Origin of the sequence: Alicyclobacillus mali NBRC 102425, from assembly GCF_001570745.1 — a bacterium.
Lineage (GTDB): Bacteria > Bacillota > Bacilli > Alicyclobacillales > Alicyclobacillaceae > Alicyclobacillus > Alicyclobacillus mali.
On the sequence record NZ_BCSG01000036.1, the window covers coordinates 1 to 13,672 of the forward strand.

The 13,672-nt window shown below is 62.6% G+C and carries 10 protein-coding genes; 6 read left to right on the forward strand and 4 right to left on the reverse strand.

All coding sequences use genetic code 11. The annotated features are described in order from the left end of the window. The 3 genes from AMA01_RS11655 to AMA01_RS11665 form a co-directional block, all read left to right on the forward strand. Positions 1-1,273: efflux RND transporter periplasmic adaptor subunit (locus AMA01_RS11655; RefSeq protein ID WP_156468453.1), on the forward strand; the 1,273-nt coding region annotated here is incomplete at its 5' end. After that, entirely contained in the window at positions 1,270-1,989 is a 720-nt protein-coding gene (locus AMA01_RS11660; protein WP_067851170.1) for an ABC transporter ATP-binding protein, read from the forward strand. The genes AMA01_RS11655 and AMA01_RS11660, both read left to right, overlap by 4 nt. Continuing rightward, positions 1,989-3,206 (forward strand): ABC transporter permease, encoded by a 1,218-nt coding sequence (locus tag AMA01_RS11665; RefSeq protein ID WP_197459990.1) that lies wholly within the window; start codon positions 1,989-1,991, stop codon positions 3,204-3,206. Before AMA01_RS11660 ends, AMA01_RS11665 begins: the two co-directional genes overlap by 1 nt. A gap of 65 nt (positions 3,207-3,271) precedes the next feature. Here the strand turns inward: AMA01_RS11665 and AMA01_RS11670 are convergent, their stop codons facing one another. Beyond that, positions 3,272-4,009: a hypothetical protein gene (locus tag AMA01_RS11670; protein ID WP_067851174.1), complete on the reverse strand. Its 738-nt coding sequence runs from the start codon at positions 4,007-4,009 to the stop codon at positions 3,272-3,274. A gap of 96 nt (positions 4,010-4,105) precedes the next feature. Between AMA01_RS11670 and AMA01_RS11675 the strand changes: the two genes are divergently transcribed. The 3 genes from AMA01_RS11675 to AMA01_RS14210 all read left to right on the forward strand — a co-directional run bounded on the left by AMA01_RS11675 (position 4,106) and on the right by AMA01_RS14210 (position 10,083). Continuing rightward, positions 4,106-5,041 (forward strand): ribokinase, encoded by a 936-nt coding sequence (locus AMA01_RS11675; protein ID WP_067851175.1) that lies wholly within the window; start codon positions 4,106-4,108, stop codon positions 5,039-5,041. Between the two features lie 96 nt (positions 5,042-5,137). Continuing rightward, complete coding sequence (locus AMA01_RS11680; RefSeq protein WP_067851176.1) at positions 5,138-6,415, forward strand: exonuclease SbcCD subunit D; 1,278 nt, start codon at positions 5,138-5,140, stop codon at positions 6,413-6,415. Continuing rightward, on the forward strand, positions 6,412-10,083 hold the full coding sequence (locus tag AMA01_RS14210) for an AAA family ATPase (RefSeq protein ID WP_067851178.1): 3,672 nt from the start codon (positions 6,412-6,414) through the stop codon (positions 10,081-10,083). Before AMA01_RS11680 ends, AMA01_RS14210 begins: the two co-directional genes overlap by 4 nt. Before the next feature lie 137 nt (positions 10,084-10,220). On the opposite strand, the gene AMA01_RS11690 is transcribed toward AMA01_RS14210, so the two are convergent. Genes AMA01_RS11690 through AMA01_RS14295 form a run of 3 tightly spaced genes read right to left on the reverse strand, consistent with a single transcriptional unit; the run spans position 10,221 to position 13,529 of the window. Then, positions 10,221-11,705: a P-loop ATPase, Sll1717 family gene (locus tag AMA01_RS11690; RefSeq protein WP_067851180.1), complete on the reverse strand. Its 1,485-nt coding sequence runs from the start codon at positions 11,703-11,705 to the stop codon at positions 10,221-10,223. A gap of 5 nt (positions 11,706-11,710) precedes the next feature. Further along, entirely contained in the window at positions 11,711-13,111 is a 1,401-nt protein-coding gene (locus tag AMA01_RS11695) for a tyrosine-protein kinase family protein (protein ID WP_067851182.1), read from the reverse strand. After that, on the reverse strand, positions 13,104-13,529 hold the full coding sequence (locus AMA01_RS14295) for a HEPN domain-containing protein (RefSeq protein ID WP_067851184.1): 426 nt from the start codon (positions 13,527-13,529) through the stop codon (positions 13,104-13,106). The genes AMA01_RS11695 and AMA01_RS14295 overlap by 8 nt, the downstream gene beginning before the upstream one ends. Between the last annotated feature and the right edge of the window lie 143 nt (positions 13,530-13,672).

The window sequence follows — 13,672 nt, forward strand, 5'->3', positions numbered from 1 at the left end:
TCAACTAAATAACCAGCAGACCGTGTCCAAGGACGAGCAGAGCATCCAAAGCGATGAGCAACAACTTCAGAACGAGGAGATCGTACTGCAAAACGACGAACAACAGGCTAAGCTCAATGAACAGAAGGCACAGGACACCGTGTTGCAGGACGAACAAGCTCTCCAAGCCGCCGAGCAAGCTTACAACGACCGTACGAGCGCTGAACAGGCACTCCAACAGGCCAAGAACAATGTGACACAGGCGGAAGAACAACTTCGAACTGCCGAGCTTCAATTGCAAAACGATCAACAGCCCGCAACGCCATCGACCATCGCGTCGGACGAGGCTGCGGTGACCAATGCGCAGGGGCAACTCGCGACCGCCGAGGCCAATCTCCAGTCGGCCGAACAGTCGGAATCGGAGACCGTGCTGCGCGCGCCCATCGCCGGCGTGGTAACTGCAGTCAATGGCCAGGTCGGTGAGTTGCCTTCGCAAGGGGCTTCGGCGTCCAGCGCATCCAGCGGAGGTTCGGGAACAACCGGTTTTATTCAACTCGAGGATCTGAACCCTTCTGACCTTCAGGTGGATCTTGAAGTCAACGAGTCGCAAATCGGACAGGTAAATTCCGGTGATTCCGTGGCGTTCACCGTAGATGCTTATCCCAACAAGACGTTTTCTGGCACCGTCGTGCAAGTATATCCAACACCGACCACAACGAATGACGTCACGCAATATGAGGTGGTCGCAAGTGTGGACAATGCTGGAGGGCTTTTGAAGCCGGGTATGACAGCGAGTGCCGACATCGTGACGTCAACGCTTCAACATGTACTTGCAGTTCCGGCCATTGCCCTGCACCAGGTGGGATCCGTGGAAGGTGTGTTTGTCGTGGGAACGCGTCCTGTTGGTAGCGCCTTCTCGGGAGGCAATCAAGCCTCATTCCGTCAGTCAGGCAACGGGATCGGCAATGGGACATACAATGGTCCGGAGAATGGGAGCGAAAACGCGAGCGTTGGGCAGGGCGGCTTCTCGTCCTCTGGGCATGGAGGATTTCGGACGGGCAGTTTTGCGCCCAAAGGGACCTATTTTCAGCCTGTTCAAGTAGGCGTCATGGGCAACAATTTGGTGCAAATCGTTGCTGGACTTGAACCTGGTGAAAAGATTCTCCTGACGTTGCCTGAATCCACGGCAAGCGCCCTCGTGCAGAGCGAGTCGTCTACATCTCCGTTCCGGTTTGGGGCGGGATTTGGCGGAGGTTTTGCTGGCGGCGCTGCCCGGGGAGGCCGCCAAGGATGAGTCTCTCGAGTAAACATCAGCCCCTCGTGCACATGCAAAACATTGTAAAGGAATACTTCATAGGAGATCAAGTTATTCGGGCACTCAATGACGTCACGCTGGACATATGGCCAGGCGAGTTTGTCGCCATCATGGGACCGTCGGGATCGGGCAAATCGACGATGATGAACGTCATGGGTTGTCTCGACGTGCCCACGAGTGGCACGTACGTTCTAGACGGCGTTGCGGTGTCGACGCTGTCGGAAGATGAACTTGCCTCGGTGAGGAATCAGAAGATCGGTTTTATCTTTCAGAGTTTTAATCTTCTTCCGCGGACGACCGCTCTCGAAAACGTCGAACTTCCGATGTTGTACATGGGGGTCCCCCCTCGACAACGGCGGGAGCGAGCGATGGAGGCGCTGGAGCAGGTCGGTCTGAAGGAGCGGGCATACAATCGTCCGAATGAACTTTCAGGAGGGCAGCAGCAACGCGTCGCCATTGCTAGGGCGCTCGTCAATCAACCGAACATCATTCTTGGAGACGAACCAACGGGGGCCTTGGACAGTAAAACGACTGAGGACATCCTCGCGCTTCTTCATCAGTTGCACGGACAGGGAAATACCATCATTTTGGTCACGCACGACGCTGAGGTCGGCCGCCACGCGGAACGGGTGATCCGATTTCGTGACGGTCGCGTTGAGTCAGATACCGCTGCGGCCTACGAGGGGGAGCGCTGATGTTCGTCGAGATCGTGCGCGTGGCATGGAGAAGCATCCAAGCGAATAAGATGCGTTCATTCCTGACGATGCTCGGCATCATCATCGGTGTCATGGCGGTCATCTTGAGTTCTGCGATTGGCCTCAGCGCGAAAGCGGGCGTGACCAAACAGGTTGAGAGCCTTGGGTCGAATATATTGACTGTGATGCCGGGATCGGTGACCGTGGGCGGTGTCAGCCGCGGGTTTGGAGCTGTGTCGACGCTCACCGTGGCGGATGCGCAGGCCATTCTAGCGCAGGACCCGGATGTGGCGTATGTATCACCGTTGGTGACGGCGAATGAACAGGTGATTTACGGCGGCAACAACCTGAACACATCCATTGAAGGCACGAGTGCGGATTACCCGTCCATCCGCAACGTCACGATGGCTATGGGGCGCTACTTTCTCCCCTCAGAAGTACAGGACGCGTCGGATGTGGCCGTGTTGGGCAGTCAGGCGTACCAGAGCCTCTTTTCGGGCAGTACCGTCAATCCCGTCGGACAAACGATTGACATCGGAGGAGTCCCCTTTACCGTTGTGGGCGTAGCGGCGAGCCAGGGCGCGAGCGGCTTTTCGAACCAAGACGACGCCATCGCGATTCCATACACGACGGCCATGAACCTGTTTGCAAATGGAAACACGGTGAATGAAATCTTGGTGGCGGCGAAATCACCGGATGTGATGAACCGCGCGCAACTGGAGATTGAGTCGACGCTCCGAGATACGCACCAGTTGGCCCCAGGGGTATCGGACGATTTTCAGATTGTCAATCAGGCCACCATCCTGAATGCATTGAGCGGCGTCTCCCGCATTCTAACGTTGCTTTTGGACGGTATCTCTGCCATCTCTCTGCTCGTCGGCGGCATCGGTATTATGAACATCATGCTCGTGTCTGTTAGTGAACGCACGCGCGAGATCGGCATTCGTAAGGCGATTGGCGCAACGCGCCGCGTGATCTCCGCTCAGTTTCTGACGGAAGCTACCATGCTCAGTGTCGCCGGAGCCATGGCGGGACTTCTGCTGTCTGGCGTGGGTACATTCGTCATGTCCAAGGTGACCGGGGACGGAAACCTGTTCTCGCCCGCGGCTGCCGTGGCGTCACTCGGGTTTTCGTTGGCCGTGGGCTTGATTTTCGGGGTTTATCCTGCACGAAAGGCGGCGAGTCTCAAGCCCATTGATGCTCTTCGCTTCGAGTAGACTTGTGGTGCATCACAGTCTGAAACGCCGGACGGCATCTGCTTGTGCCGCCCGGCGTTTCACCTTTAGGATGAAGTTGACGTCGAAGTTGTGGAATTGGTGGCGGTGTTCGTCGCGCTTTCCGTGGATGTCCCGGCGGCGTTGCTCGAGCCTGTCGCGCTCGAACTGCTGCTGGAGCCCGTCGAGGAGCTTGTGGTCGATCCCGACGCGCCCTGAGCCGGGGCGGGTGCGGTCGGTGTGGCACCGAGTTCCAGAATCGCCTCGCGCAGCTTCGCGATGAGCAGATTCTCCAAGTTCCACAGCTGCCGCAGCTGTCCGGCCGGCGGATTCGTGGCGGAGGTGACTTGATTCAGCTCCTGAGAGAACTGGTTGTATTCCTTTGCAATCTGCTGTTCGAGCGCGGACAGGGCGCGCGAGTCCCGCAGCGCAGCCTCAGCTGCTGCGACTTGTTTCAAAATCTGGTTCATGGCCTGCCGAGCCGCCTGGCCGCTCGTCGCATTTTGCAGAGACGTCAGGTCCGACTGGAGCTCCGAGATGAGCTGTGTAATCGCAGGCGACTGCGTGGATGAATTTTCGGCGTTCTGGACAAGCGACTTGTACTGCTGAGAGAGCGCTTCCACGATGGCCGCGTTCGACTTCACGAGCGAGAGCGAGATGTTCTCGTGCTGACCACGGCTTATCGCGGTCGGGTGACCTGGGTGCAGCCCGCGCGGCGCGGCGAATGCGATGGGGCTGGCTGCGGCCAGGACGGTGCCGGCCGTGGCGATCGCGGCGAGACCGCGGGTCCAACGTGTGCTTTTCATCGACATCCCCCCTATGATCACGTGAAAGATGTTCCTCTGTATCCATCGAAACTAGGACACAAAGCTCAAAATCGCCTTGAAAGCGGAGGTGGGCGCGTGGACGCGGTCGTGATCGGCAGCATCAACGTAGACCTGGTGGTGCGGGTGCGGGAGATGCCGGGGCCGGGTGCGACGGTGTTGGCAGAATCGGCTCGACATCAGGTGGGCGGCAAGGGCGCGAATCAGGCCATTGCCGCGGCGAGGCAGGGCGTGCGCGTGCGCATGATAGGGGCTGTGGGGACAGACGCATTCGCGCCGATGCTCAAGGATTCGCTGGCCCGTGCAGGCGTCGACGTCTCAGGCGTCGCAGAAGTGCCGGGGCCGAGCGGCACGGCGCTCATCTTCCTGGAGCCGAGCGGGGAAAACCGCATCGTGGTGGTTCCGGGCGCCAACGCGGCCCTCTCGCCGGAAACCGTGGAGCGCGCCTTGCTCGCGACGGAGGCGCCGCGCGAGACGGCCGTGATGCTGCAGAACGAGATTCCGCGGGACGCCGTGATGGCTGCCATTCGCGCGGCTCACCTGCGCGGGTGGCGCGTGGTGTGGAACGTGGCGCCGCCGTCGGAGGTGCCGGCTGGTGTGCTTCGCCGAGGTGACGTGATCGCGATGAACGAGGTGGAAGCCGCCCGGGTGACGGGGCGCGAGGTGTCCGACGAGCGCGCGGCGGCAGAGGCGGCGGAGGCCATGCTGGCGCGCGGGGCGGGGCTCGCCATCGTGACGCTCGGCCCAAAGGGCGTCGTGGCGGCATCGGCGCGCGGCACCTTTCATCTGCCCGCGTGGCCGGTCGAGGTTCGCGACACCACGGCCGCGGGGGACACGTGGCTTGGCGCCTTTGTGGCCGCTTGGGACGGCGGCGAGGATGTCCGCGAGGCCCTGCGCTACGCCACGGCCGCCGCATCGCTCTGCGTGTCCCGCATGGGCGCGGCTGACAGCATCCCCGCGCGCAGGGAGGTGGAGGCGTTCTTGCGATCTCGGCCCCAGGGCAAATTCGTTTGACGGGTCCAGCAGGAGATCCGACGTTCGCTGTCGAATCGAACATGTGTTTGCAACGGCCGTGCCAGGCCGCACTTCGTTCGGAAAGAAGGTCTCCTCATGCGCATCCTCCACACCGCCGATTGGCACTTCGGCAAGACGCTTGAAGGGCGGGATCGCGCGCCCGAACAGTGGAAGTTCGTCGAGGAACTCGCCGCCATCTGTGACGACGAATCGGTGGATCTCGTCCTCATGGCGGGGGACGTGTATCAGACCGTGAATCCCAGCGCAGAGGCGGAGGAGATGTTCTACCATGCGCTCCACAGGCTCGCCGCCGGTGGGCGCCGCGGCGTGGTGATCATCGCCGGCAATCACGATCACGCCGACCGCATCCGCGCCCCGCGCTGGCTGGCGGATTCCCTCGGCATTGTGCTCGTCGGCCTGCCGAAGGACGAGATCCGGCCAACTGAGGCGCGCCGGGATGCCGTGTGGCGGCCGTGGGGCGGTGTCGGCGCCGTCGAACTGTTCGTCCCGTCGTGCCCGCACAGGGCCCGCATTGCCGCAGTCCCCTACCCCTCCGAGTCGCGGCTCGGCGAGGTCCTCTCCGACTCCCTCGAGGAGCGCGAGATGCGGCGCAGCTACAGTCAGCGCCTCGCCGACTGGTTTGCCGATCTCGCCCGCCACTTCCGCCCCGACACCGTCAACCTGCTCGCGAGCCACGTCTATGTCGCGGGCGGGATCGAGAGTGACTCCGAAATCCAGATCCAGGTGGGCGGCGCATATGCGGTGGATCCGTCCGCCTTCCCCGCGAGCGCGCAATACGTGGCGCTCGGCCACCTGCACCGCCCGCAGGAGATGGAGGGTCCGGGCGGGGTGCCGATTCGGTATGCCGGCTCTCCCCTCGCGTACAGCTTTTCCGAGGCCGGGCAGCAAAAATCGGTGACGCTCGTGGAGGCTGAACCGGGTGAGCGCGCGCGGTGGCGGGAGATTCCGCTCGCTTCGGGGCGGCCGCTCGTGCGCTGGCGCGCGTCGAGCCTCGCCGAGGTGCACGCCTGGCTCGCTTCGGAGCGGGATGCGGACGCGTGGATTGATCTCGAGGTGCGCGTGGATACCGAGATGGCGCTGCGTGACATCCAGGATCTGCGCGGAGCGGCGCCTCACATCGTTCACATCCGGCCCGTCTTGCCGATGCAAGAGGCCGCCGAATCGCTGGACGTGCAGGCGTCGAGGTCCGTCTCGCCCGAGGTACTCTTCCGCCGCTACTTTGAAGAGAAAATCGGTGTGCCGCCGGACGATGCGCTGGTCGAGCTGTTCCTCGAGCTCGTGCGGGATGTTGAAGTGGACGAAGCTGAGGGCTCGACTGGATCCGCCGAAGAGGGCGAGGGGGTGGGCGTATGAGGCCTATTCGGCTTGTCATCCAGGGGCTCCGGAGCTATCGGGAGCGGCAGGAGATTGACTTTCAGGCGCTGACCGAACACGGCCTGTTCGGCATCTTTGGGCCGACGGGAAGCGGGAAGTCGACCATCCTCGACGCCATCACGCTCGCGCTCTTCGGGAGTGCCACGCGGGCCTCTCGCCATGCGCAGGGAACGGTGAATCCGCTCGAGGCGCGGATGGAAATTGTGTTTGAGTTCGAGATTGGCACAGGGGCGAGGCGCCGGCGGTATCGCGTCGAACGCGCGTTCAAGCGCGGGAAGGGCGCGTTTTCGGTGATGACGGCCGCAAGTCGCCTGGTCGAGATTGAGAACCCGGAAAGCGATTCGCCGGGGCTTGTCATGGTGGCGGAGGGCGCGAACGAGGTGGATGCCGCCATCGAGGGCATCCTCGGGCTCACGGACAAGGACTTCACCCGCGCCGTCGTGCTGCCCCAGGGGCAGTTCGCCGAATTTCTCCGCCTGTCCGGCACGGAGCGCGGCATGATGCTGGAGCGGCTGTTCGGCCTCGAGCGGTACGGCAAGAAGTTGGCGGACAAGGTGTCGCAGCGGTGCGCAGAGGCCAACCAGGAGGTCGGCCAGCTCGAAGCTGCCCTCGCTGAGGTGGGAGACGCGTCGGAGGAGGCGCTGGCGCGAGCGCAGGCCGCGCTTCAGGAGGCCACGTCGGCCCTTCGGGCCGCCGAAGTGGCTCGGCGAGACGCGGAGGCGCATCTGCGAGATCTCGAGCGCGTGGCCGAGATCGATGCGGAGCGTAGAAAGGCCGAGGCGGAGGCGGATCGGCTGCGCGAGCGGGCGGACGAGATGGCACACCTGGAGGAAAGGATTTCGCGCCATCGCCGCGCGTCCGCCCTGATGCCCTTGGTGAAGGCGTGGGAAGAGGCGGCGGAGGGGATTCGAGCGGCCGAGGCGGGCGCGCAGTCTGCCGGGGCTGCGCTCCAAGAGGCCGAGGCGCGTGCGACCGAGGCGGCACGGGCGGAGCAGGAGGCAGCAGCCAGGCGAGAAGCCGAGGAGCCCGCGCTTCTCGCGCAACAGGCTCTTCTCCGGGAGGCGGAGGCGGTCGAGCGCGCATGGCAGGACAAGGCGCGTGCTGCGGTGGACGCGGAAGCAGAACTCCAGGTGCAGCGGGCGCGCTTGGCGGCTGCGCAGGGCGCGTGCGCCCAGTTGGAGGCGGAGGCGCAGGCGCTTCGGGATGGCCTTGAGAAGGCGGAGCGCGCGTTCCGGGCGCACCATGTGCCGCCGGAGGTGCGATCCGCCCTGGACCACCTCCGTCGTGCGCGCGACGATTGGAAGGCCGCAGCCCTTGCCCGGGCACAGGAAGCGAAGCGCCTTGACGTGCGGCGAGCGGACGTGGAGGCCGCAGAACAGGCGTGCCGCACCGCGCAGGAGGCGAGAAGCGCCTTGCTCGAGGATTCGGAAACGCTCGAGGCGGCCAAAGCGGCGCACGAAGGCTCGAAGCCCGCGATGTCGCGTGACGGGATCGCCCATCTGCGCGCTTGGCTTCTGCGCGCGGAGGAGCGCGTGCACGAGCTCGCGCAGGCGGAGCAGGCCGTCGCCGCGGCCCGAAAACGGCGGGAGACGGTGGAGCGCGCGCGGGCGCAGGCGGAGGACGTGCGGAACGCGCGCGCGAACGCGGCCGAGGCGGCTCGGGAGGCCATGGAGCGGCTCAGGTCCGAGCGGGATACGCGGTGGGCCGCGCGGCATGGCGCGCTCATCGCGGCACTGGCGCGCGAACTCGTGGAAGGGCAGCCGTGTCCGGTGTGTGGTTCGACGCATCACCCAAACCCGGCCGTCGGCGCGGTGGACGAAGCGGAGCCATGGACCGACGCCGACGATCTCGCCCTGGCCGACGCGGAATCCGCGTGGCGCGAAGCGGAGGACGCGCTTCGCGAAGCGGAGCGACAGTATCAGGCGGCGTTCGCGCAGGCGGAAGCGGCAGAGCGCGAACTGGCGCGGGCGGAGGAAGAACGCGCGCGTAGACTCGAGGCGCTCGCGGAACTGTGGCCCGAGGCGCCGGGGGCGACAGGCGCCGATATGCCCGAGTCGGCGGAAGGTTGGAAGCCTCATGTCCGGCGCGCGGCGGAGGAGATCGCGGCGGGAGAAGAGGCGTGGGTGGCTTGGGAAGCCCGGGCGAAGGAGCTGGCGGATCAGTCGGCGGTCCTCACCGAGCGGCTGCAGCGCGCGGCCGGGGATGTCTTGGCCGCCGAGGAGCGCCTGAAGGCGGCGAGGGCCGAGTGGGAACGGCAGCGCGCGAGCGCGGAGCTGGCGGAGGAGCAGGTGCGGGTGTCGGCGGAGGTCCTGCGCCGGGCCGCTGAAGCGGTGTCGCTTGGCGACGGGCTCGAGGGCGAGGCGCTCGCCCAGGCGGTCGAGGAGCGGCTGCGCCGCCTGGAGGACGACGATCGCCAGGCTGCGGAGGCGGATGCGCTGCGCCAGCGGCTGACGGCGGATCTGGCACAGGTCAACGCCCGCCTGCAAGAGGCGGAGCGGGAGAAGCTCGAGGCGGAGCGCTTCGCGCACGAAGCGGAGATTCAGGTTGCGCAGCTTCGTGCGGCCGAGGAGAGCGACAGGCGCAGGCTCGATGAGATGACCGGCGGGCGGCCGGTGGCGGAGGCCCGCGCGGACGTGGAAGCGGCGCTCGAAGCTCTCAGGCGCGCACTGGGGGAGGCGGTGCGCGCGCGGCAGGAGGCCGAGGTGGCGCGCGACAAGGCTCGTACGGACGCGGCGCAGGCCGAGGCGGCGCTGCAAGCAGCGCGCAGGACCGAGGGCCGCGCGCGGGAGGCGATGGATTCGGCCCTCGCCGAGTCCGACTTCGCCACTCCCGGTGACGTGTGGGACGCGCTGCTCGACGCGCGCGAGGCGGACGCGCTGGAGGCTGAGATGGGCCAGTACCGGGACGCGGTGCAGGCGGTGAGACAGCGATTGAGCGATCTCGAACGTCAGCTCGCGGGCAGGCGCGTGGACGAGCAAGAGCTTGCCGCGGCCCGGGCCCGTGCGCAGGCGGCCGAGGCTGCGCACGGCGAGGCGCAGCAGCGCCTCGGGGCGTGCAGGCAACAGCTGGAGGACCTCGAGGCGCGGCGCACCCGCTTCATCGAGGTGAGCGCACGGCTCGAGCGGGCGCGCGAGGTGGCCGGGAGGCTGGAGATGTTGCGCGGTGTCCTGCGTTCTAACGCATTCGTCCAGTACATCGGCAGCGAGGAGATGGCCCAGGTGGCGAGACAGGCTTCGGAGCGGCTGTCTTCGTTGACCCAAGGCCGATACCGCCTCGTGTTCACGCCGAGCGGCGAGTTTATGATGCGCGACGATCACCTCGGCGGCGTCGAGCGCCCCGTGGGGACGCTGTCTGGCGGGGAGACGTTTGTGACGTCGCTGTCGCTCGCGCTGGCGCTCTCGACCCACATTCAACTTCGCGGCCAGCATCCGCTCGAGTTTTTCTTCCTGGACGAGGGCTTTGGCACGCTCGATCCCGACCTGCTCGACGTGGTCATGTCCTCGCTCGAACGGCTCCGCCACGAGCGCATGGCCATTGGGCTCATCAGCCACGTGCCGGAACTCCGCGAGCGCGTGCCGCGCAGGCTGGTGGTCGAGCCTGCGGAGCCCGGTGGACGCGGGACGCGCGTGCGGCTGGAGCGGGCGTGAAAAAGCAACAAGGGCACCCGTGCGCGCATGCAGGGGTGCCCAGGCTTTCAGGCATGCAGCAGAATTGACAGGGTCGAGATGCACTTAGCTCCTCAGCATGACGGGAGGAACATTGGGTTCTACCAGCGAGTGGCTCACTATGAATGCGGGCGCTTCACGCCACCTCGGCGCTTCATGCCAAAGCCGTGCAGGTAGATCTCTGGAGCGTTCAAGCGGCCGTCCAATCGCCTTTCCAGGATGCCAAGTTGGATCAAAGACTCGATCACGCCCCGCGGATCGCTCGACGGCGGTGGTTCCGTCTCTGACCACTGTGCTTGTTTGAGGGCCACAATGAGGCGCTCCTCTGGAGCGGGTACCTCCACGTCCCGGAACGCAGAGGGCAACGCACTTACCCAAGGGTACTCCTCTAAAAGTTCGGCAATGCGATCCTGAGACGCCTGCATGAGAGCGCCTTGGATGTTAATGGGGCGCAACAAGCGCTCTTCCAGCAGCGCTTTTGCGTCAAAGCTTTTCAATTCCCGTTCGGCCGCGAATGCGAAGAGCTTGATGAACGGCCGCGGAGCGATTTGCCCTCCTGCGTCCATAAGGTGGTTCGGTATCCATCTGAACGTGATACCCTTTCTCGCGTTGGCACCCATGAATGGGCCGATCATCCCATCAATAAACGCTTTGTATAGGCCCTCGTCCTGCGTGGGCAGGTATCCTAATCGATTGTCTTCTCCTTTGATGAGGCCTTCGATGCGCACAACGTAGTCGTGCATGGGTGGCTCGAGGTTGGCCAATCGCTTGATGAACAGTTGGTACAACCAATTGGGAGTCCAGTTCAGGCGGACTTGATGGCCCGAGAACTTCGACGCGTCGGGAAAACGCAACTTGTCCATGCTGAAAAGGTCGGATCGCAGAAAGATCTTCGGGCGAATGCGTCGCCATCTGCGCCATCGGTCAAGCCAAAAGGCCAAGAGTTCCCGTATGGGAGCAAACAGGCCGTGGTAGTTCGGTACCAGTCGGTCGAGTTCGTCGTACGTAATGAAAAGCCATTGATCGGTTTCAGCAAGATACGCGTCGAGTTCGTCCAGAATGTCATTGGCAAATTCCATATTCCCGCGGATGTGGGGAAACCATTCGGTCACCTTAGGCAGGCTACTTTCCAGCCCCACGCGCCAACCATCCGCGATTCGATGACGAACGAACTCCTTCAACTCGGAAGTGCTATCGCGGAGCACGCACTTGATGAGCAGGCCGATCCAAAATGCCCTCCACCAAAGAGCGTCCGCTTCATCCACTTCACTTTGGAGGACTTCAGGAGCCGGGAAGGACCTGTCCTGCTCCACGCGGCCGTAGCCGCGTATCCAGCATGCTCTCTCCCAAGCAATTGGCACTGGATGTCTGAGCGTCTGCAGCAATCCCGCCGGTCCGCCGGGAAGGTTCAGAAAATGAAAAAGCGCAGACTTCCCGACCCCGCGCCCACCGAGGATGAGCATGGTGTCTGGATCGAGTGCGTTGCGATAGTCATCGACAACCAAGAAGTTGCGGAAGAACGACTTAGGATCACGAGTGTCGTACTCCGCATTCCCTGGGCCAATGGTCTTCATTTGCTCAAGAAGGCTGCGCTTGTCCCACAACGATATCAGCCCCTATTCAAAGGGTGAATGTATCGGTTGAACAAAGTTGTGAGTCGATCGGCCAGGTCCGTGTAAGGTTGCGACGTGAGTATACCCACCAGCGCTTTTAACCGCACGGTATCATCTTCTCCTATTCGCAACAAGCGGAGATCAGCCCTGAGATGTTCGTTCCATGGAACAACAACGGGATGGAACGGAGCTTCGGGATCATTTTCGTTAGGTACTGCGATTTCGTCCTCTCCCTCGGGGCCCTGTTCCGGATAATAGTACCGCTGAAACACGTCGTATGCTGTCTCGCGAAACATACGTGTCTCATGCGTGAAGTTGATATGGGATGGCCCGGGTGCCATCGCATGAACTAACACGGCAGGTACCGGCTCTCGCACACCATGCCTCGACAGGGCCTGAACCACTGGAATGAGTCCCGCCCATGTCTGGCGAGATTGACTTCCCAACAAGACGACTGCGTGGGATAGTTGAGTAATGGCGAGACCGCCCAGATCGTGAAAACCAGCCCGAGAGTCGATGAACAGAAAATCGAGATCGTACGCTTCCGCGAACTCCGTCAGAAGCCGCTTTAGCGTGTCTCGAATGAGGCCAGACATCTGATGTTGAAAATCAAGCCTCGCTAGTTTTTCAAGATAGTTTGCGTTCACATGTCCGGCGGGCAAGACCCGAATCGGGTGTCCTTCTTCAATGAGATGGCGGTCTGTCACGGACAAGACACTTGCGGAAAGTGTATACTGCTCTCCGAGTACAGGCTTGTTGATCAGGTAGTCGATCACGCCGGTCGGTGCGCTATCCTCGGGAAAGAATATCGAACCAAGGCCTGGGGCCTCAAGGTCCAAATCGACCATTCCCACTCGAAAGCCGCGGCGGGCCAGGAGCAGACTCACCGCTGTGAGTGCAGTTGTGCGCCCTTGGCCACCTTTGAAAGAGTAGAATGTGATGATGGCAGGGCGCTTTCCATCGTCTACTTCTGACACAGACCACGGGAGTTGCAAATGGAGCGAGCCCTGTGCCTTCCAGTACTCTTTTGCGACGCGTCTCTCTAGCACATAAACATCGCACTCGGCCCAGCAAGCCTCGCCGTGTTTGAGCCAATCAGCTCGCACGCGTTCAGTTCTTATCGTCTCCTCAAGGGAAGCGAGAACCCCGTCGTTTGGGTCGGAAATCCAGACGTCGTCTGTGAAGAATGGCCCGAGCTTTGTCAAGAGCGTGCTACGCGTGTCGTCCACCGTCGCGCTGCCGAGGTGCGCGCCCGGCGACGGCTCGACGAACAGCGTGATCTTACCTTGAACATCGCGAATGAAGGTTACACTTTTGCAGGATGCCACGAGGTCTTCGACCGTTGACACAGCATCCCAGGCTACCTGCAAGACATTGTCAAAAAGAACGTCAGCCAAGGGCGCTCCTCCTCATGTAGCCATCTATCACAATTTGCTCTAGCGTCTCTTCATAAATCCTTTTAGCAAGGTTGAGTACGGCAAGCGCGACTTCAGGCTGCCACTGTCCCGTGGCCCAGTATCGCCGGAGTGGATGGCCTTGAGCCAGGTTCGTCGACTCTATTGCGAAACTCGGAACGTACGACTGAAGTTTTGGCTGCAAACGTATAGCACGCATTAATCCGACGTGTTGTAACGCGCGGAGATTGTGTCCATAGGTCCTGGGATTGGACTGTTGATCGAAAAGCTCAATCATCGCCTTCAGTGCACATTCGGCGACGTAACCAGCCAAGTACACGGCGTTATCGAATCGCTGGTTTTCGAACAACAACTGCGCGTCGCGCAGGTGACGCGTTGCTGCTTGTGCGTAACAGTCCATCTCGATCTTGCCGACCTCGCTCTCTTCCTAGGATGCTCGGAAAGGTGGGACGGTTAAACCCAGCACGCATTTTCAACTATTTACGTTGGGGTAGAAATATAGAAAAATTCCGTCTGTGGACATATGCTAAGGTTCGACGCCTT